A 19649-nucleotide genomic window follows, 5' to 3' on the forward strand; every position below is an offset into this window, starting at 1 on the left:
CTGCGCGAGCGGCGCGCGGGGCACGACGAGGCCTCGGGCGGCCCTCAGGGCGCCGTGGACCCGCGTGAAACAGGGCGTGAAACATGGGGGGCGGCGACGCTTGCGGTGGGGGAGGCATCGTGATCCTCAGCCTCCTCATGATTCCCGCCCTCCACGTCGCGCTCATTGGCGGGCTGTGCGGGCTCGTCGGCGCCTTCGCCTACCTGGACCGGCGTATCTTTTTCGCCGAATCCGTCACCCACGGGACCTTCCCAGGCGCGGTCCTCGGCGTCGTCGTCGCCTCCGGCCTCGGCCTCGGACACTCGGGCATGTCTGCGGCGCTCTACGTCGGTGCCTTCCTGGGGACTCTCCCTCTGGTCGCCCTCATGCGTCGCCTCGCCTCCATCCCCGGGATTTCCAGCCAGGGGGCCGCGGGCATCGTCCTCACCGCCGGCTTTGCCGCCGGCTACTTCCTGGCGACCTGGTTCAAACCCCTTCCCCTCGCGGTCAGCTCGTTCCTCACCGGATCCGTCATGACCGTCTCGCCCGCGGACGTCGCGTGGGCGGGCGCCGTCGGGCTCCTCGCCGTCGGTATCGCCACCGCGGGGCACCGACAGCTCCTGGCCCATTGCTTCGACCCCGCCGACCCCGCGGCGGCGCGCGGCGCCTCGCGCGACGAACGCATCATCCTTGGCCTCATCCTCGCCGCCGTCACCGTCGCGATCCCAGCCGTCGGCACGATTCTGTCGATCGCCCTCATCGCCGCCCCCGCCGCCGCGCTCGCGCCCCTCGTGCGAAGCTCGCGCGCCTTCCTCATCGGATGCCCGCTGCTCGGCGCGGCGCTAGGAATCGCCGGCCTTGCGATCGCGGTCCCCGCACGCCTGAGCGCCGGCGGCACCATCGCGCTGATGAGCGCGGGCGCCGTCCTCGCCTCGCGCCTGCCCGGCTGGATCCGCTCGCGAGGCCTCGGCACCGCACGCGGGGCAGGGGCGGGGAACCGCTGAAGAAACCCGGGCCTTGGGCCGCCACGAAACGGACACCCGACGGCGCTGTCCGCGCGAAGGCAGCCCCGGCCTCGTCCCTGAGCGCGGAGTATGACAACAGTCAGTCATCGCCCCTCTAAAAACCCGAACAATCACTATTCTCGCGCGCACAGTGCGTGTCGATGGGTCCTCCACTCACCATGCCGCTCACAAGAAGATCCGTGCGGTTGTCGCGACTTGAAATGTCACCTGACCGGCGGTGTTGGAAAAAGCCTTTCTGCGCAATTAGACTGGGAGAAAAAATGGTGTCGGCCCGGCAGGCCGGGGCAGCGCGAAGGAGGAGATACGATGGGAGACACCACCATTGAGATCATCGTTATTGACGATCACCGCGTCGTCGGCCTCGGCGTGACAGCCGCGTTCAACAACCGGGGCGTAGCTGGGCCCCGACCGTCCGCGACGCGAAGCGATTGCGGGGACAGGTCGCCATCCTCGACCTGCGCCTCGCCGACGGCTCCGACCCTGACCGCAACATCGCAGACCTCACCGGGCGCGCAATTCCCGTCGTCGTCTACACCTCCGGCGACGACCCGTACCTGGTGCGCCGAGCGATCGCCGGGGGAGCGCTGTCCATCATCCGCAAGTCCGCTCCCCCCGAAGACCTCGTCGAAGCCGTCCTCGCCGCCGCAGACGGCGCCACCTTCCCCACCCCCGACTGGGCCGCCGCGCTCGACGCCGACGAAGATTTCCTCGCCGATCACCTGTCTGACCTCGAGGCACGAATCCTCACCCACTATGCCTCCGGCGAGAGTTCTGCTTGCGTCGCGCGCACCCTGAGCGTCTCAAAGAACACCGTCAATACCTATATCGCTCGAATCCGCGACAAATACAGGGAAGCGGGACGCCACGCCGATTCCCGCGTCGACCTTTTCCGACGCGCAGCTGAAGACGGCCTCGTTAGTTACTTCGAGTGATGCACCCGCGCACGCTCGGCCCCTACGCGCTGCAGATGCAGCGCCTGATAGTCCTCATCGCGGTTCTGGCGGCCGTTTCCATATCGATCGTCAGCGGCCCCCAGCTGATCCCGACGTGGAGCTCACAGACTGACGTCGCCCAATGGCTGGTCTATTCGCCGAACCTGATCGTGCCCACGTGCGCTGGGATGTGCGCGCTCGCGGCGACCATCACGACGGTGAGGAAACGCCGGTACACGCCGACCCCCGCCGATACCGGGTGGTTCCTGCTGACACGCCTTTACCTGGTGTGTTACCTGGCCCTCATGATCGCGTGCGTGGCGATGCCCGCAGTCCAGCTCGCTTCGCCGATCCCGCCGGTCTACTACCAGGCGGTCGTCTCCGACACCAGCCCCATCCTGGCTCTGAACCTGCCGGCCGCGATCTGTTGCATCGCCGTCCTGCGTGGCCGTCACACAGCCGTCTACCTCAGTGGCATCGCGTTCCTGCAGGTTATGGCCCTCATACCGGCCAACCCCACCAACACGGTGTTCGAGACGGCGGTCGGCCCCCTCTACTTCCTACTTGTCGCTGTGACTCACGCGGGAATGCTTGAGTGGACGTTGACGACCGTTCGAGGCCTCGACGAGTCGCGTCGCAGTGCCCGTGACGCCGAGCGGGCCCTGTCCGTCGAGTGTGCCCGGGGCCGCGCGCGGGCACGCAGCAACGGACTCATCCACGACTACGTGCTCTCCGCGCTGATTCTCGCGTTCAAACCGGGGATCGCCCGCTCCGATGCGCGCGCGGGCGCCGATGCCGCTCTGCGCGCGCTGGTTCCCGACCCTCCTTCCAGCGCCACCATGGATACCGAGCAGCTGCGCGGTGTGTTCGACGCGCTCGTCGAACCTGGGCAGCCACATTGGAGCGTGACGTTGGACCTTCCCTCTGACCAGTGGCGGATTCCTTGCGACGTGGGACGGGCTCTGAGCGCGGCGACCCACGAAGCGCTCAACAACGTCCGCGTGCACGCCGGTTCCGATGCCTCGAATCCGAGCAAGCCCGCCCAGTGCCGTGTTGAGGTCGTCGGACGCCGGGACTGTGTGCGCGTCACGATTACCGATACGGGGTGTGGTTTCGACGTGTCGCGTGGTACCGAGGGACGCCACGGAGTGTCGCAGTCCATCGTTGAGCGGATGCGCACGATCGGGGGGTCGGCCACCCTGGCCTCCCGTCCCGGCGGTGGGACGCGGGTGACGCTCGAGTGGAGCGCCCCGCGCCGCCACGTGACGAGCCGTCAGGTGGTCCGCTCGGCTATCGCCTGGAGACCGCGCGTGGGGCAGGGCGATAAGGACCCGTCGCGCACGCAGTGGGACACGAAGGTCCGTGGCGCGGCGGAATCGCGCGGTGCTCGCCTGCTCGTTGTCGCCGGCGTTGTCTTTCACACGTACATGGTGGCGATCGAATTCAGTCACGGAGCCTACACGCACACGGTTCCCGTCGTCCTGGCGCTGGCCCTCATGGCGGTATCGGGTGGCGCGCTCGTGGCGCCGTGGCCGGGTCGCGTGGTGCCGACGCCGGTGGCGTGGGGGAGCGCCGCGACGGTTGGCATCACGAACTTGGCGGTGCTCGTCATGATCAGGAACACGGCGGGATGGCCGGGTTGGTCGTCGTGGAGCGCGGGCGCCTCGATGCTCCTGCTTGCTCTCCTGCTCATCCGCCAGTGCACGCTCGAGGCGGTCGTCGGATTCACCGGGCTCGAAGCTGCCATCGTCGCGTGGGTCGTGATCCAAGGGCGGCCACCCTTCCTGATCGTTTCCTTCTCGATCGGTCACGTCCTCACGTTCGTCTTCTGGTTTGCCCTCGTTCGTTGGTCGGGTGTCGCGACGTCCGCGATCAAGCGGTCCCTGAAAGCCGAAAGCCGGGCGCGCTTGGACAAAGAGCTGCATGTCAGCGCGAATAGGGCCATGGCGGACAAGCTCGCCGACGTGTCCGTGCGCGTGCGAGGAACGCTGGAGGCGATCAGGGATCAGGAGCTGACACCGGAGCTCTCCATGAAGGCGCTCCTGTTGGAGGCTGAACTGCGCGATGAGATCCGCGCGCCTTACTTCACGGGGACCGAGGTCGTGGCGGCTGCGAGGCGCGCGCGGAGCCGAGGCGTCGAGGTTGTGCTGTTCGACGACCGCGGTGATGCTACCCGCGGTGGGAGCACGCAATACGAGGAGCGTTTGCGCACGCGCATCGTCGAGCGTGCCGTCGCTGCCCTCGACGAGGCCGGGGCTGGGCGTGTGGTTGTGCGCGCCTGTCCTGCGGGCAGGCCGTGGGCGGCGACGATCCTCACCGATGCGGGGCTGGCTGTCGTGGAGGCCAAGGAGGGCGCCGTCGAGGTGGGGGAGGCGGGCGACTAGCGTCCGGTGCCTGGGGCGCTGTGGGGGCCGCCCATCTGGGCGGCCCCCACACTCGTCGGGCCTCGCGCGTTGGCCACAGACCTACTCGTTGGTGATATGGCGATCGAGCCAGGCCCTGAGATCCGGGTACAGGGACGGGTTCTTCGACAGGGGCACCCACAGGTCCGGCCTCATGCGGGCGATCTCCGCCTGAACGTCCCACGGGGTCTCCGGGTCGATGGCGTCGGCAATCGTGAACCTGCTGGCGGGGGAGGGCGTCGCGCGCGTCATGTCCAGGTCGTTATCCTCCGGCGCGGTGGCCCCGTCGGCTGGCGACGCGGGTTGCGGCTCCTGTGAGGGTGGCTGCGGGGCGGGGGGCTCCGTTGCCTGTTGCGGGGCGGGCGCAGCGTCGGGCTCGGGGGCGACGAGTGGGCCGATAGAGATCGGCTGGTTCACCGGTGCGGCGTCAGTCGATGATGGAAGCGGGCCGATCGAGACAGGGCGGTTGGCCTCTTCTGCGGCGCCCTGGCGCGGGGTGGGCGGTTGCGTCCCAGCCGGCGCGGAAGGGGGCATGGACGCCTGGGGTGCCCCGGCCTCGTTCATGCGAGCCTGCGTCCCGCCCATCGGTGGGTTCTGCGCCATCATGGGTGCGGTCGGCATCCCCGGTGGCTGTTGCGTGGCGGCGAAGGCCTGCTCGACCCACGCCCGGTATGCCTGCGCCTCCTGTTCGTTGGTGGCCGGCACGGTCCTCCACGGCTCGGGGTCGACGGCGGCGAGCGGATCGGGCAGCAAAGCGGGACCGAAGTACGGGTACAGGTACGCTAGGCCGGCTCCCACGAGTATGAGGAGCAGGGGGAGTATTTTCGTCGCGTCGTTGTCTGTGGTGAAGAACCAGAGGGCGCCGATGGCAATCAGGCCGGCGCCGGCGAGAATCGGAATGTTGTGTTTTACTGACGCTTCCATTGTGTCTTACTTTCTTCGCTCGTTATGACGCAGTAGGGATCGCGCAACCGTAGCGCTCTGATGACTCGTCGCTCCAAATTGGCCAGGCTCTTTGCTTCGGGTACCAGACCGTTGAGTTGTCTCGCTTGGGGGACGCTCCACGACAGTGACCCGTCGTCTTCGAGAGACAGCATGGCGATCCAGTTGGGGGAGCCGTACTTCCATTTCAGGGTGAAGAAGATCGTGCTCTGGTCGTCGCTTCGCACCTTGAAAATGGTGGCACCCAACCAGTTGAGCGACTCTGTGCCTTCAGGAACGTCGATCGCCGCCCACGCGGCGTCGAGGAGTTCTGTCGCCGACGCCGACCGTGGCGTCACGCGGTGTGAGCGCGCCACGGCGCCTTCGCCCTCACGGTGGCTTTTCCGGAAGATGAGCTGACGGGCCTTCGCCTCGGCTTCCTGTCGCAGCCGTATCCACCCGTAATAGAGGAAGCCGAGCGCGACGAGAATGAGGAGTGCTATCGCAAGTTCCATGAAGTGTTCTCCTATGAATCAAACAATGGTACGAAAGAGTGATGAGGAGTAAGCAAAGCCGACCTTTGTTTCCTCACAACGTGCGGGACTGGGCGTCGCTCTTGTCCGCACCCTCCGACGACTAGCGTCGCAGCGGTCCTCGGCCTCGTGGCTCTCAGCTGGAGGATTCCTCCGCGGCCGCGTTCTCGGCCTCCGTCACGGTCCCTGCGTCGTCCTGGTCGGTCGAATCCGTGACGAAACGAGACGCCGCGATGAACAGATCGAAGAGTTCGAGCATGAGGTGCTTGATCATGGCCATCTGCGTTACGAAAGAGACGATCACGATCTGCTTCGTGTCGGGCACGTGCGCCCAATAATCGACGCGCATCCGCTCGAATTGAAGCTTCTCCGCCTCGGCGCGCAAGGCCGCCTCCTCCGGCGTCTCGTCCTCGGGGGCTTCGACGTGGAACGAATCATCCTTCTCGATGAGCACGCGGCGCAGTGCCCGGAAGTTCGCGCCCTCAACTTCTACGAACTCGTCGTCGGCGTCCTCGAAGCCCATTCGGAGGATGCCAAACACCTCCTCGCTCTCGGTGCCAATCGCGGGGCTCATGCGCAGCCCCGGCGGCTGATAGACCGTGATGTTCACAGGGAACGGCGCATCCTTTTCCAGCTCCTTGCCGAAGTACATAGCGACGGCGCCGCCTTCCATGGCCTCGGCACACGCATCGACCACCTGATCGTGCATCTGGCGACGCAGCACGGCCGCGTCGTCCGCCGGGCCGACAATGCCCTGGACCATGCGCTCGACGTCCTGTTCCGAGGCCCCCTCATCCGTGATCGCCACGGGGTACCAGGTGCCCGGCAGGTTGAAGACGAGGCGTGGGTCGTCGCCGAGGTTGTTATCGCTTGCCATCGTTGATTCTGCTTTCTCGTGTGGAGGTCAGATACTGCTCGGGACGACGTGTGGATTCATATGGGGCAGATCCTGCTTCGGCAGGAGAATCGGCGAATCTCACCGCTGCTCCGATTTCTGCGGGTGGTCGTACAAAAACCAGTTCTGCGCGTCGTACTGTCGCTTCATCGCGTCAAGCCCATGTCCCCGTTCGAGGTCGTAGAAATTGTTCAGATCCTCCACGGATGCCTGGACTTCGATCTGCTTCCCATATGCCTCCGGCAGGGAGCTCCGCCTCTGCAGTAAGGTCAGTGGATCGGTGGTGAAGTGGTAGTTTTCGACGCGGGCACGCGCATCAACGTCGGAGGTGAAGAAACCGTTTTGTATTGCCGACTCTCGAGCGAGCGTCATGCTCGTGTAACTCAATCCCGCAGCGTTGAAGGTCGTCGCCTTCGACCCCGTCGCGATCGAACCCGCTGCTGCCAGCTCCCCGCCCAGGGAATGGCCGGCCAGGGAGAAGTTGCCCGCGGTGACGCCGTTGGCCATCAGGCGCTGCTTGATGACTGTAGCTGATTGGATCGCCTGATGTACTTGCTCAGACGTGGCTCCTGCCCCCATTGCGTCGTTGCGCACGTCGCCTCTCAGGTCACTGAAATTTGTTCCCTCGTAGGACAGGACGTAGCGTCCGTTGTCGTCCCGGAAGAGTGTCGCGTGGAAGCCGGTCTTCTTGTCCTCGAGGATCGTCGGATCGATACCCAGTTTCCGCAGCTCCGCCGGCCTCACCTCGTGCCAGCCGGGAGGCTCCTTCCAATCTCCGCGGGGGTGGGGCCTGCCTGCGAGGTCCATCTTGTCCCGGATGAGGCCCTCCTTGCCCGGGCGCGTGTTGATGGTGTCCGTCGTCTCCCCGTTGTCGCCGTAATGGACGTTTGCTGGACATGTGACAAGAGTCGAAATCTCGCAGCCAATGTTATGGAAGCCCATAAGTATCTTTTGCCCACAGGAGAACAGAATCATCGCGCCTGTGAGATTTGCGAGGGAAAGGTAAAACAGCAGTGAAGCTGGAAGTACAGCACCGAGTATCAGAAGTAGTATTTCTGTAACCAGAAATATGGCGAATCCAACTGCGATCAAGAGAATAGTGAAGGCGATCGTTAATAGTACTTCGATAACTTTCGCGAGCACCTTGGCGATTCCCTCGATCGCCTCTTTGAGAACTTTCGTCACCCACTGGGTGATATCAGCGAGAACTTGGCCGACCTTGTTGATGAACTGAGAGATCTTGTCCAGCCAGTTGTCTTTGGTGCCAGACATCGCCGTGTCAATCTTGCTGATGGTGCGGCCAGCTGCCTCATCCACCTCTTGGGCGATCTGAGCGATTTCCGTCGATGCGTCGGTCGCCGCCTTCGCAGCCCGACGTTCGTTACTCATCGCCTGCTGGACTGCGTTTTGTGCGTTCTGGACGTTGACGGAGGGGACGTGGGAACTCTGCAGCTGCTGGAGACGCTTCTTTGTCGCGGTCACCGTGCGCTGTGCGTCGTTGCGCTGCCGGTTGGCGCTCTCCTCCCGGGCAGCAGCCGCGTCGGCGCGCTTGTGGCAGTCGGCGAGGACCACCTGGTATTCGCGCAGAGCTAGGCCTGTGTTCTTGTATCGGCCGTGTGCCGCCTCCAGGCTCTTCTTGGCGTTTTGTACCTCCTTATGCGTGGCCGCGACGGCCTGTGACTTCGACGTCGTTACGAACTTATTGAGGTCGTCGATTGCGGATTGGATGCTGTTCGCGGAGGTGATCAGCCCCTCAACCTTCGTTTTCAGGGCGGCGGGTTCTCCTGGCAGGGTACTCATTATTTCTTTCTCCTCAGCGCCTCTGCGAGCTTTCCGTCGAGATCTTCAAATGTGTCAGCGATGGCGTCGAAGGTCTTCGCCAGCGCCTCCAGGTGATCGCGGAAACGGCCCCGGGTGGTGTCCCAGTTGTTGCCGAACTCTCTGACTTTCCCCGCGAGCCTTTCGTGGCCGACAACAGAGGCAATGTCCAAGGCGTCGATTTTGACGTCGTTAAGGAGAGCGGCGGTTGCGCGCAGGGACTTAGACCGGTTGCGCAACTCGCTGATATCGACTTGTAGGTCCGGCATGGGCGTTTCCTTTCTGCATCGAGCCTGGGGCGCGGGCGCTCGCCCGCGCCCCAGGAGATGATGACCTTACTTGCCGATGGACTGCGCCAGCTGTTCGTCGGTCTGCTGAAGTGCCTGAGCGGCCTTGTTCAGGTAATCAGCCATGCCGTCGATTCCCTGGATCGTGCGGGTCGCGCCCTGGGTGAACTCCTGGTAGGCGGTGTCGAAGGCGCCCGAGGCGCGCGACGTCGTAAAGCCGTTCTGAACCAGTTGCTGGACCAGCGAGCGCAGCTCGTTGAGCTTGGTCTGCAGATCGTTCTGACCGTTGCGCAGACGAGTCGCCGCGGACTGCATCTGGTCGTAGGTGACATTCAGGTTTGCCATTGTGTTCCTCCGTTGAGAATGGGATACCCGGGGTGGGTATCGAGGTCTGGTGTGTTCGGGCCGACGGTTCCCACGTCGGATAGGGTGATTAGCCCGTAACCTCAAACTATCATTCGGTCTTGTCATGGGCGATGGGGACTAGTCCCCATCGGGTCTTGTCATACTCGGGGCACCTGCACTTTCCACTGCTTACCGGACTGGACAAAGTACCCGCGGCCCGGCACGGCTTCGCGCCCAGAGACGCCGGGCACGGCGACGCCGACAGCGTTCTCACCCTCACCGGGCGAGGGACACAGGACGATCCCGGTTCGCCCGCTGCGCACGCCCGATGCCAGGGAGCCGCCGAACGACCAACCCGACACGTCGGCCTCGGCAACGACCAGATGACCGTTGGCCTTCGACGAGGCGATGGCGTCCTGCAGCTGCTGATCGCACGCGGAGAAGGAGAACTCTCCGATGCCCTCGACGAAGAGGACGACTCCCGGCGTGTTGTCCGGCGCCTCCTCCTCGAACAGGTGGGCGTGCTTGATCAGCATGGACGCGATCTTGTCCGCCCCCTGCGCCGTCTCCGTCCACAGCGGTTCCCTCGCCACCAGGGAGCGGCGTGCGCTCGCGTGCAGCATGACCGCGTTCGGGAATGCGCGGTGGACGCTGCGGGCCAGCCACCGGACCATGTTGGTCCTGCCCGACTGGGCGGGGCCGGTGATGGCGACAGTGCCCGCAGGGCGCAGCGGCATCGGAGCGAGCGAACCAGCCTCGACACCGATGACCGGGCGTCCATCGACAGTGAGGTCGACCTCGCGCGCCGGTATATCGAGCGGCAGGGAACGGATCGGTGCCGGCCGCGTGCGTTGACGCATGTATCTGGTCCCGGCGAGCGACTCGATTTCCCTGGCCTGAGCGAAGTCTGTGACGTTCGTGCCCAGGATCGGCAGCTGCAAGAGGTTCGGGTTGCCCACCTGCATCGCGCGACCGGGCGCGCTCGACGCGCTCAGGACATCGCGTGGAAGATTGAAATAGAGATAGGCGTCCTCGTCGGTCAGTCGTAGGACCACTTTTCGTTGGAAAGACGCTGCGATCGAGTTTGGAATGGCCTGCGGTCGATCGGCCGACACCGCGAAGTGAACGCCGACTTCGCGCCCATCCGACAGGACCTGCTGGAAGCGGCTCCAGATCGCCGCGTAGCGTCCAGTGAGCTGGTACGTCTCGGCGAACGCTGCGATCCCGTCGATGAGCACCAGGTATCGGGGTTCGTCCTTGTACCCCGACAGCTCGCGGTAGGAGGTCAAGTGGTTGGCGTTGATCGCCTTGTAGGAGACTGAGCGCTCCTCGACGATGTCGCCGAGCATGGTGATGAGCTTCGCGATTCGCTCGTCGTCGTCGCCGACGATGACGTCGCCGACGTTGGGGAGCTTCTTGAGCATGTCGAGGCCGCCGCCAGCGAAGTCGAGGGCGTAGACATTGACGGGACCGGAGCGAGGCGTGATGCTTGCTGCGATAGCGAGTGAACGCAGCGCTGTCGTCTTTCCGGAACCCGACGCCCCGTAGTAGGCGATATGTCCGTCCTGATCGGGGCGGAAATACTCGACTTCCTGCGTCTGTTCCTCAGGATCGTCCAAGACTCCGAGGACGATCTTATCGTCGGAGCGTTGGGGCAAATGCGCGAGGTTGTAGGTCTGCGCGAGTTCAGGCAGCCACGGTTTGCGAGGCGGGCGAATCTGCGCTTTCTCGGCGGCCGCACGAATCGTGCCAACGACGCGGGAAATGTCAGTGGGGACATCGTCGCGGGGCTTGGGGGGTTCGGGCGTCTTCCACGGTTGAGGCATGCCGAAGCCCAGTGCTTCGATGTCAACCTGCGTGGTCTTGAGACCCTCGGTCGTGCGGGCGCCGGGGTAGGCCGACTGGAATACCGAAATCCTGCCGGGTCCCGTTTTCGCAGCGGCACGACCGGGCGTGTTCTGCGGGAAGTGGGCGGCCATGTGGTCGCCGAGCACGTCCTGGGAATCATCGATGTCGGCCATGCGCAGGGCGACGCGCAGGTTCGTGTTCGCACGGAGGTTGTCCTTGATGACACCAGCGGGGCGCTGCGTCGCAAGGATAAGGTGGAGGCCGAGGGACCGTCCCCGCTGCGCAACGTCGACGACGCCGTCGATGAACTCCGGGACCTCGTTCACGAGCGCCGCGAACTCGTCGACAACGATGACGAGCGAGGGGGGACAGTCGGGATCCCCGGACTTCTCCAGGGTGACGAGGTCCTTCGCCCGTTTCTCGCTCAGCAGTCGCTCGCGGTAGCGCAGCTCTGCGCGCAGTGAGGTCAGGGCACGGCGTACCAGGTAGGGCGACAGGTCGGTGACCAAGCCGACGGTGTGCGGCAACTCCGTACACTGCTCGAAGGCGGAACCACCCTTGTAATCGACGAACAGGAAAGTCAGCCTGTCAGGCGAGACCGATTGAGCCATGCCGAGGACCCACGCCTGCAAAAACTCGGATTTGCCGGCGCCAGTGGTGCCGCCGACCAGCGCGTGCGGGCCATGCACGCGCAGGTCCAGCTGCATGGGTTCGCTCGCGCCCTGGCCAACGAGGGCGGCCAGAGGAACGGCAGGGATCTTCTTGTGTGGGCGCCCGGGAGCGCGGTCGATGATCGAGTGCGAGGCCCTCCAACGCTCGATGAGCGCATTGGGATCGTCCGCCAGTTCCTGGCCCGTCAGGTCCACGTAGGAGATCGAGCCGGGCAGGTCCGAGTCATCGTCGACGGGGACGCCCGCGTCAAAGAGAGGCGAGAGTGACCTGCCTAGGCAAGCCAACTCCTCGTCGGATACGCGGTCCACGGACACGTCCTGGAGCGCGCGCGAGGCCCGGACATCGCCGATGGACGCCTGAGCGCCATTGAAGGCGATGAACGAGCGGCACGCCGCTGGCAGCTCGGCGAACGTCGGGGCCATCCACACGACATAGATTCCCCTGTCGGGGCCGAGCTCAGCAATGCGGTTCAGACGCGCTCGGTCCACCAGCACGTCGTCGACGAAGACGACCACCGCGGGAATGGGATTCGGATACTCCTTGGTTGAATCCTCGCCCGAGGCCTCCTCCTTCGGTGCGGAAGAAACGTCGGGGCCTCGGTCGCAGACCTCGCTGGGATCCCCTTGGCTGCGTGCTTCGAGGAGTCCCTCAAGCTGCGAGAGCACAACCTTGCCCGAGGTGGAGTCGGAGGCCAGGTGAATGCCGGAGCCGAAGGGGGAGTGCGGGGAAGAGGAATGGGGAAGCCACTTCATCCACTCCCAGCCATCCACCCGTTCAGCGGAGGTCAGGCACGTGACGATGACTTCTGCGGGGGAGTACTGCGCCGCCAACTGCGCCGCAATCGCGCCGCGCGCCTGCCTGAGAATGTCCGCCGGACCGCACAGGCCCAAGCCGCCGGAGGCCCGAAGATCCGCAACGAGAGGAACGTGTGCGACCCGGGAATACTCGTCAGCGAGCGCACGTACCCTGGCGATGGCCTCCGGAAGCCCAGAGCGCTGATCCGCCCCTTCGATGGTGACCCTCGCGACGTCCATGCCCTGACCGAGCCGAAACTTGAGGAACTCCGGGTGTTCCGGCCGCCGCATCCACAATGAACCGTCGCGACGCAGGGCCCCCGCGATGACCTGGTCGATCGGAGGATACTGCGCGTGGCGTGATTCCACGTCCTCGCGCCGACTCTCCTCCAGGTCCTGGTGCGTGATGCGCAGGGCATCCTCGAAGCGTCCCATGGCCTCGGCGAACTCGGTTTTCGCCTGCCTGCGCTGATCCCACCACGAGCCGAGCATGATGACCGGGCTGAGGACGACGAACAATAGGCTCGTCAGCTGTCGGGTCATGAGGAACATGCTCACGCCCATAATCAGCGGCGCGATGAGGCCGATGATCGGGAAACGCGAGGGCTTGGGACGCGTGGGCGCCTCGGGGAGCTTGACGGTCCGAGCGCTCGTGTGAGGGATGACCTGGGGCGACCTTATGAAACCAATGTCAGTCGATTCCCCCGTCGACTCGGGCATCTTCGTCTGAACCAGCTGGATTTGCGTGTCCCCGAGGAGAATCACGTCCCCGGGGGTCACCGTGGCATGCTGGACGCGATGGTTGCCAACGAGAACGCCGTTGGCGGAATTAAGGTCATGAATCTCGATACAGGAGCCAACGGTAATACGCGCGTGAGTCTTTGACACTCGCCGATCGTTGAGCATCACCGTACAGGAGGGCGCGCGGCCCACGGTGGTGCCGCCGAAGTACAAGGGCACGCACATGCCCCTGTCATTTCCATCCAAGACGCGCAGCTCGCCGGCGACGCCGCCCGCTGTGATCGCGTCCTTCGTCGACACGATGTCGACGAGAGACCCCGATTGAAGTCCCGTCTCGGTGACGAAAGCAGACGAGGGGAGAACCGAAGCGATGCGCCCGTCCGCAGGATCCAGAACACGAAGGGTCAGAGAATCCGGAGACGCGAGTGTTCCCGCGCTCTTAGACGGACCCGAGGAGGCGAGGGCAGCCGCGACATCGCCGACAGTCGCAGTTGAGTCGGTGGTGACCAGCAGGTCGTTGTCACTGTGTCCGCGCCCGCGCAGCGTCAGCTTGATTTTCATCTCCGGTCCTTCCCGGTGGGCGCTTGAGAGGCGCGGTTACGTTGTTTCTCCTCGTCGAGAAGATGCAGGTCTGCGCTGGAGACCAGCCGCGCGGCGACCGCGTATTCGACCAGTCGGACGCGCCGGTGCGTCGCCAAGGACCCGGGCCGACCGCGCATGCCGGGAACACCCATCCGATCAAGCTTGTCGGCGACGTTGTCGAGTTTTCGGTTGAAACGGGTGATCGACCACCCCAGCCGGGCCGCCGCCTCGACGTTACGAGGAATGTCGGTGGGACCCGACCCGGCCTGCATCAGCCAGGGTTCGCACAGCGCCAGAATCAGCAGATATTGTGACGGCGTGAAACGTGCTTCCCCGACGGTGACGTCGCCGGAGTCAACGGCCGGGGCGCTGTAGCTGCGGAACGTCGTCCCCTTCACGGTGACGGAGAACTCATAGGTCGTGGGACCGGCCGCGAACACGACGACGACCGAGTCGAACACAAGCGGGATACGAGCCCCGGGACCGACCCGCGCCTGCATAGACCCGGACTCGTCGGCGACGGTGACCGCGATGCGCGACCCGACGTTATCCAGCCACCACATGCCGTCGTGACAGCTGATGCGCACGAGGCGCCGATGCAGGAACGGATTGTCGTCGATACACAGGTCGGCTTCGCGTCCGATCAAGAATTCCTGATCCGCGCGGATCGGGTAGATCTCGCCGCAGTAGTCGACAACCGCCGACTCCTCCACGATCGCCTCGTGCTCGTTGCCCGCGGTGCTCATGGCGTCTCCACGCATTCGATGGCCTCGTTGGACGAGCGTCCGTCCGAGTTACGCACGGCGACGGACAGACACGTGCGCCCGGGCACGGCGGGCACGGTGACCGAGGTTTCTTTCGTCTGACGTACCGCGTGCTCTTCCTTCGGGTCCTCGACGTGGTACAGGTACGTGGTTCCCGCCCCCGCCGAGTCCCACGTGAAGGTCACGCCATCGGGGGTGAGCGTCCCCGACAGGCCGGTGACCGACGCGTTCGCGTTGGCCGACGGAAGCCCGTCAAGCGGAGGAGCATCGGCCGCGGACTGCGTGGGAGCCTTCGTGGTTCCCTCACCGCGCAGCACCGTCCACACGCCGAAGGCGATGCCTCCGAGGAGCAGAACCACGAGCAAGAACCCCGCCACGACCGCGCCGAAGCCCTTGGATGAGCGTTCCTCGTCCTCGGCCCCTGACGCGTCCCCCGACGCGGGCGCGTGCACAGAGGCGGGTGTGTGCGCAGCTGCGGGCGCGGGTGCGCTCGCGGGCGCCGGGACGGGGTCCACCTTCGTCAAGACGGTGACGGTTCGGTCGTCCTCGTCCGCGATGGACGAGGCCGGGGTCGGGGCATGCGAGGAGAAAACGGCGATCGGCGCGGCGTTGGTTTCTTCCCCCTCGTCGTCCTCGTAGGCGGTGGTGGGGGCCTCCATGCCCATGGCCTCGAAGGGAGTGGGGGTCAGGCGCAGCGAGGACTGGACGTGCTGCAGGGCGAGGGCAAATTCGCGTGCCGACTGGTAGCGCCGCTTGTGGTCTTTCGACATGGCGATCGCGAGGATACGCTCAAGTTCCGCGGGCACATCGCTTCGACCGATGGTGGGAACAGGGGAACGCAGCACCCGGTTGAGCACGGAGAGTTCGCGGTTGTCTCCTCCGGGAACCTCGAAGGGCGAGTGGCCCGTCAGGATGCCGTGCACGGTGGCAGCCAGGGAGTAGACGTCGATCGTGGGCCCGAAGGGGCCTGTCCCGTCCTGCTGTTCGGGAGGCGCCCACGCGACGGAGAACCCGCCGGCTGTTTCCTCGTCCGTTCCTGTCTGCGCGGCGATGCCGAAGTCAGTGAGGACGGGGTGCCCGAACTGTGTGAACAGGATATTCATGGGCTTCACGTCGCGGTGAATGATCCCGCGCTGGTGAAGCGTCTCGACCGCTCCGGCGATGCGCACGCCGATGTCGAGCGCTTGCGACACGGGGATCCGGTGCTCTTTGGAGCGCTGGCCCAAGTGTGGGGGCGGACAGTATTCCATGACCAGGTAGTGGCGGCCGTCGTCCGTGATTCCCGCCGTGTAAAAGGACACGATGGACGGGTGGTTGGAGACGCGGGCCATCAGGTTGACTTCCGCGTCGAAGGCGGCCGAGGCCTGGGCATTGGAGTCCGGTCGCAGGACCTTGACCGCCACGTCACGCTGGGGCATCAGCTGGCGGAACAGGTAGACGTCGGCGAAGCCGCCCGAACCGAGGTGTCGGACGAATGTCGCGTTGGGAATCGCTGGGGGGTCAAGTGGCCGTCGCATTACTCCTCCATCCGGAACGAGATCTCTTCACCCAGTTCGACGACGTCTCCCGGTTTGAGCACCGTGGGAACGTTCTCGTCCAGGCGCACGGGGGCCTGCCCGGGGCGCGTCAGGTACGTTCCGTTATTGGAACCCAGGTCGTGCAGGCGCACGTCCCAGTCGTCGATCCGTAGCTCGCAGTGGCTGCGTGAGATCTGCTTGCGGGGGCTTGGGACGATGACCAGGCGCGCGGGTTGCCGACCGGCCCCTGCGCTCGATCGCGGGCGACGCCCGATGATGATGTCCTGCTCCAGTGCCACTTCTTCCCCCGTCGACAAGACGATCCGGCCCAGGCTGGGGCGCGGGACGGTCACGGCGGTGCTGCCCAGCGGCGATGAGCAGACTCGGCACGACGAGGCATGGGTCGCGTTCGGGTGGCCTTGTTCGCACAAGACGGCCAGGACCTGCGGCCCGACCGCGGCGGGGGAGGCCTGTGCGAATGGCGAGACCCGCACGGACGCGGACTGCGATGACTCGTCGGGTTCAGAGTTGACGTGGCGGGCATAGTCGCGTAGCTCGCGGGCGCGCTGAGGGAGCGTCGTCATCCCATCGTGGTCGCCGTCGGCTGTGGCCTCCATAAAGCGGCGGTAGGTCGCGCTCGGCTTCGCCCTGGGGGTCGAGTGCGCGTCCGAGGAGACCCCGGGGACGGAGTCGATGAAGAAGCCGCCGGGTGGCACGTCGAGCGGGGGTTCAGGTTGCGCGGGCGTGGCCGGGAGCGGAACGCTCGAGATAGGCAGGGATGGGGCGGGGGCGGGTTCCTGGTCAGCCTCCTGCACGTTACCGGTGAAGGGGCCGTGGGGTGGGGGAACGGGAACGGGGTCGTCGTCGATGACATCGGAGTTTCGAACATGGCGAACGGCCGCGTCTTCGACGGTTCCCGCACGGGTCACGTCGTCGTAGAGGTACTCGTAGGGGGAGACACGATCCTCGCTGCCCTGCTCCCCGGGCGCGTACCCCGGCTCCGCGTCGATGGCGGGGGATAATGCCTGTTCCTCTTCGGGTTCGGGGTCCGGTTGCGCGTCACCGGAGGAGACGCGGTCGTCACCCGGCGAGGATTCCTCCGCTTCCTCCTCGCGATCGTACCAGGGGATTTGCGTTTCCTCCCCCGTGCTCTCGGCCTGGGCCAACGCCTCGGCTGCGGGATCCTCGCAGTCGTGGAGGGGCGCCGACGGGTGCGCGTCGGGTTCGTCAGATTCGTCGTCCGCGAGGGGGGCGGGCACCTCAGAGCCAAGGGGCTCCTCCTCGAAGAAGGGGGCCGCAGCCGCCGCGAAGAAGGCCGCGGCGGGGGAATCGTCATCCTCGACCACCATGAGCGCCTCGTCGGCGTCACCCGTCGGTTCGTCAGACCCGGACGAGGCCTCCGCGAGCCAGGAGAGATCGGCGGAGGAACCCTCGCCGTCGGCAGGCGCGTCGCCCGAATCGGCGGGGGCGGGATCAGGAGTCAACGACACCTCGGGGGTCGCTTGCGCGCCCGCAGAGGGAACGGGTGCACCGAGAGCGGGGGAGACCTCGTCCGGAGTGACGACGGCGCTCGCGGAGGACACAGGCTCGGAGGACAGAGTCTCGGAAGAAGCGGGGGCGACCTCGTCCCAGCCCACGGACTTGACGGGAGAATCGGCGGGCGTGCCGCACGCTACCTCGCCGACCGTGCCCGACGCGAGCGTGGACACGGGCAGAACCGCGCTGAGCGCCTGCCACGGCGTTTCTTCCGGCCCGAGGTCGTCCACCGGCGTGGCGATCCGCCACCCCGAGTGCGTGCGGAAACGATACTCGGACCACGTGATGACGTTGCCTCCGGCCACGGACGTCGGCCCCTCGGGTCCATCGACGACGACCTCGAACGCGCCGCGCACCGCGATGTGCGCGCCACCGGCCTCGTCGATGATTGCGACAAAACTGGGCAGCGACGCCAGGTTAGCGGCGAACGCGGACGTCAGTTCCTGCAACAAGACAGGCAGGTCTGCGCCGTCCACCATGAGTTCCCAGAATCGCTGGGCGAGCGCCTCATGACCCGGCTCCAGGACGAAAATCCCGCGCTCGGTCACAGCGGCAGGGTAGCCGCCGGGCGTCCACGTGCGTCTACGCATGGCATTCCTCCACTCCGTGTGCGTGCGGTCCCTCCTGCGCCGACACCGACGGCAGGCCAGCGTGAGTCGGGCCACTGAGGGTCGCATCGTTATCGACCGTCTCATCGCCGCTGCTCGGCTGCCCCCACTCGGGCGCGGCCTCCACAACATCCACGATGATGACGGTGACGTTGTCTTTTCCTCCGGCGCCCAGCGCCTGAGCGATGAGCTCGTCGGTCGCCTGCTCGCGATCCGTCACGTGTCGCACGATCATCTCGATGAGCGCGTCCGTCACCTCCCCCGACAGCCCGTCGGAGCAGATCACCCACCGGTCGCCGCGGTGGACGGGAACCATGAAAATGTCCGCGGCGACATCGCCGGACATTCCTGCCCCCAACGCGCGTGTGATGACGTTGCGCCGGGGAAGCGCCCGGGCCTCGACGTCGGTGACGCACCCCGCGTCAAGGAGTTCTTGCACCTCGGAGTGGTCCACGGAGATCTGCTCGAAGCTGCCCTCGGAGAGCAAATAGGTACGGGAATCACCGATGTTGAACACGGCCGCGCAGGGTTTGCCGCGGTACTCCTGGAAGGCAACACCCGTCAGCGTCGACCCCGGGGCCCGGTGTCCGGTACCCAGCGCACCAACCGAGGCCGCGGCGCGAGAAACCGCCTCCGACAGCAGGGCTGGCGTCGCGAACGCGCCGAGTTCCAACGAGCCACACACAGCATCGACCACGGCCCTCGACGCGATGTCGCCCGAGTCGTTGCCGCCCATCCCATCCGCAACGAAGTAGGCGGGGAAGGACGCACCCCACGAATCTTCGTTGCGGACGCGCCGACGCCCCACGTCCGTGCGGGCCGCGTGCGCAATGACGAGCCGTGCGCCCCCGGGGCCGACCGCCTCGGCGATTGCGCTATCCATCGATGACCACGCTCCGCTGCCCGTAGCGGACGGTGTCTCCGGCTCGCGCGTGGACGGGAGCACCGGGCAGGACCGGCGTTTCCTCACCGTCGGCGCGAACGACGACCGTTCCCCCGGTCGAGTGCAGGTCCTCGACGAGGACCCCCTCGCGAGTCGCCGTCAGCGCCACGTGGGTCTTCGACACGCTCCGCTGCGGGTCGTCAACGGGGACGGGGGATGCTGTGGGGTGCGAGGCCGGGGCGAGCGGGTTGCGCCCGAGCACGATCGTTCCCCCGAAGGGGTACGTCACTCCCGTGTCGAAGGTGACGCGAGCCGTGTCGTAGCGCACCCCGAGCTGCGTGCGGTCGTCAGCGTCGTCCTGGGGCAGGGAAGAATCAGGCGCCTGCGCGCTCGTCGAATAGGCGGACGAGGGCGGCGAGAAGGACAGCGGCTGCGCGGTCGCCGCGGGTTCGCCCTCAGCCGCATCGGAGTCCGAGTTCGACCACGGGGTCGAGCCAATGTAGTCCGAGGACGGCGCCGTGGCCGCCGGCGCGGACGCCTGCGCGGAGACCTGCGTGGGCGGCGTCG

At 65.9% G+C, this 19649-nt stretch carries 15 protein-coding genes; 3 read left to right on the top strand and 12 right to left on the bottom strand.

Annotated elements, in window-relative coordinates:
- Positions 1-119: 119 nt before the first annotated feature.
- The 3 genes from HMPREF1138_RS00995 to HMPREF1138_RS01005 all read left to right on the top strand — a co-directional run bounded on the left by HMPREF1138_RS00995 (position 120) and on the right by HMPREF1138_RS01005 (position 4320).
- Positions 120-983, top strand: a complete 864-nt coding sequence (locus HMPREF1138_RS00995) for a metal ABC transporter permease (protein ID WP_009055460.1) — start codon at positions 120-122, stop codon at positions 981-983.
- 449 nt (positions 984-1432) lie between these two features.
- On the top strand, positions 1433-1936 hold the full coding sequence (locus HMPREF1138_RS01000) for a response regulator transcription factor (protein WP_009055455.1): 504 nt from the start codon (positions 1433-1435) through the stop codon (positions 1934-1936).
- A complete protein-coding gene (locus tag HMPREF1138_RS01005) occupies positions 1936-4320 on the top strand; it encodes a sensor histidine kinase (protein ID WP_039936369.1) in 2385 nt (794 codons plus the stop codon). The genes HMPREF1138_RS01000 and HMPREF1138_RS01005 overlap by 1 nt, the downstream gene beginning before the upstream one ends.
- An 81-nt stretch (positions 4321-4401) precedes the next feature.
- Here the strand turns inward: HMPREF1138_RS01005 and HMPREF1138_RS01010 are convergent, their stop codons facing one another.
- The 12 genes from HMPREF1138_RS01010 to HMPREF1138_RS01065 form a co-directional block, all read right to left on the bottom strand.
- Entirely contained in the window at positions 4402-5262 is an 861-nt protein-coding gene (locus tag HMPREF1138_RS01010) for a variant leucine-rich repeat-containing protein (protein ID WP_009055468.1), read from the bottom strand.
- Complete coding sequence (locus HMPREF1138_RS01015; RefSeq protein WP_009055471.1) at positions 5247-5774, bottom strand: hypothetical protein; 528 nt, start codon at positions 5772-5774, stop codon at positions 5247-5249. The genes HMPREF1138_RS01010 and HMPREF1138_RS01015 overlap by 16 nt, the downstream gene beginning before the upstream one ends.
- Positions 5775-5928: 154 nt before the next feature.
- Positions 5929-6669 (bottom strand): hypothetical protein, encoded by a 741-nt coding sequence (locus HMPREF1138_RS01020; protein ID WP_009055478.1) that lies wholly within the window; start codon positions 6667-6669, stop codon positions 5929-5931.
- Positions 6670-6768: 99 nt separating this feature from the next.
- A complete protein-coding gene (locus HMPREF1138_RS01025) occupies positions 6769-8487 on the bottom strand; it encodes a hypothetical protein (RefSeq protein WP_009055476.1) in 1719 nt (572 codons plus the stop codon).
- On the bottom strand, positions 8487-8774 hold the full coding sequence (locus HMPREF1138_RS01030) for a hypothetical protein (protein WP_009055464.1): 288 nt from the start codon (positions 8772-8774) through the stop codon (positions 8487-8489). Before HMPREF1138_RS01030 ends, HMPREF1138_RS01025 begins: the two co-directional genes overlap by 1 nt.
- Positions 8775-8840: 66 nt before the next feature.
- On the bottom strand, positions 8841-9137 hold the full coding sequence (locus HMPREF1138_RS01035; RefSeq protein ID WP_009055458.1) for a WXG100 family type VII secretion target: 297 nt from the start codon (positions 9135-9137) through the stop codon (positions 8841-8843).
- Between the two features lie 158 nt (positions 9138-9295).
- On the bottom strand, positions 9296-13753 hold the full coding sequence (locus HMPREF1138_RS01040; protein ID WP_009055451.1) for an FtsK/SpoIIIE domain-containing protein: 4458 nt from the start codon (positions 13751-13753) through the stop codon (positions 9296-9298).
- Positions 13750-14520 (bottom strand): FHA domain-containing protein, encoded by a 771-nt coding sequence (locus HMPREF1138_RS01045; protein WP_009055466.1) that lies wholly within the window; start codon positions 14518-14520, stop codon positions 13750-13752. Before HMPREF1138_RS01045 ends, HMPREF1138_RS01040 begins: the two co-directional genes overlap by 4 nt.
- A complete protein-coding gene (locus tag HMPREF1138_RS01050) occupies positions 14517-16055 on the bottom strand; it encodes a serine/threonine-protein kinase (RefSeq protein WP_009055480.1) in 1539 nt (512 codons plus the stop codon). The genes HMPREF1138_RS01045 and HMPREF1138_RS01050 overlap by 4 nt, the downstream gene beginning before the upstream one ends.
- Positions 16055-18181, bottom strand: a complete 2127-nt coding sequence (locus tag HMPREF1138_RS01055) for an FHA domain-containing protein (RefSeq protein ID WP_009055449.1) — start codon at positions 18179-18181, stop codon at positions 16055-16057. The genes HMPREF1138_RS01050 and HMPREF1138_RS01055 overlap by 1 nt, the downstream gene beginning before the upstream one ends.
- Positions 18174-19082 (bottom strand): PP2C family protein-serine/threonine phosphatase, encoded by a 909-nt coding sequence (locus HMPREF1138_RS01060; protein ID WP_009055473.1) that lies wholly within the window; start codon positions 19080-19082, stop codon positions 18174-18176. Before HMPREF1138_RS01060 ends, HMPREF1138_RS01055 begins: the two co-directional genes overlap by 8 nt.
- The coding region (locus HMPREF1138_RS01065) for an FHA domain-containing protein (protein WP_009055462.1) at positions 19075-19649 on the bottom strand (575 nt) is incomplete at its 5' end. The genes HMPREF1138_RS01065 and HMPREF1138_RS01060, both read right to left, overlap by 8 nt.

Source organism: Actinomyces sp. ICM58, assembly GCF_000283035.1.
In the GTDB taxonomy this organism is placed as follows: Bacteria; Actinomycetota; Actinomycetes; order Actinomycetales; family Actinomycetaceae; genus Pauljensenia.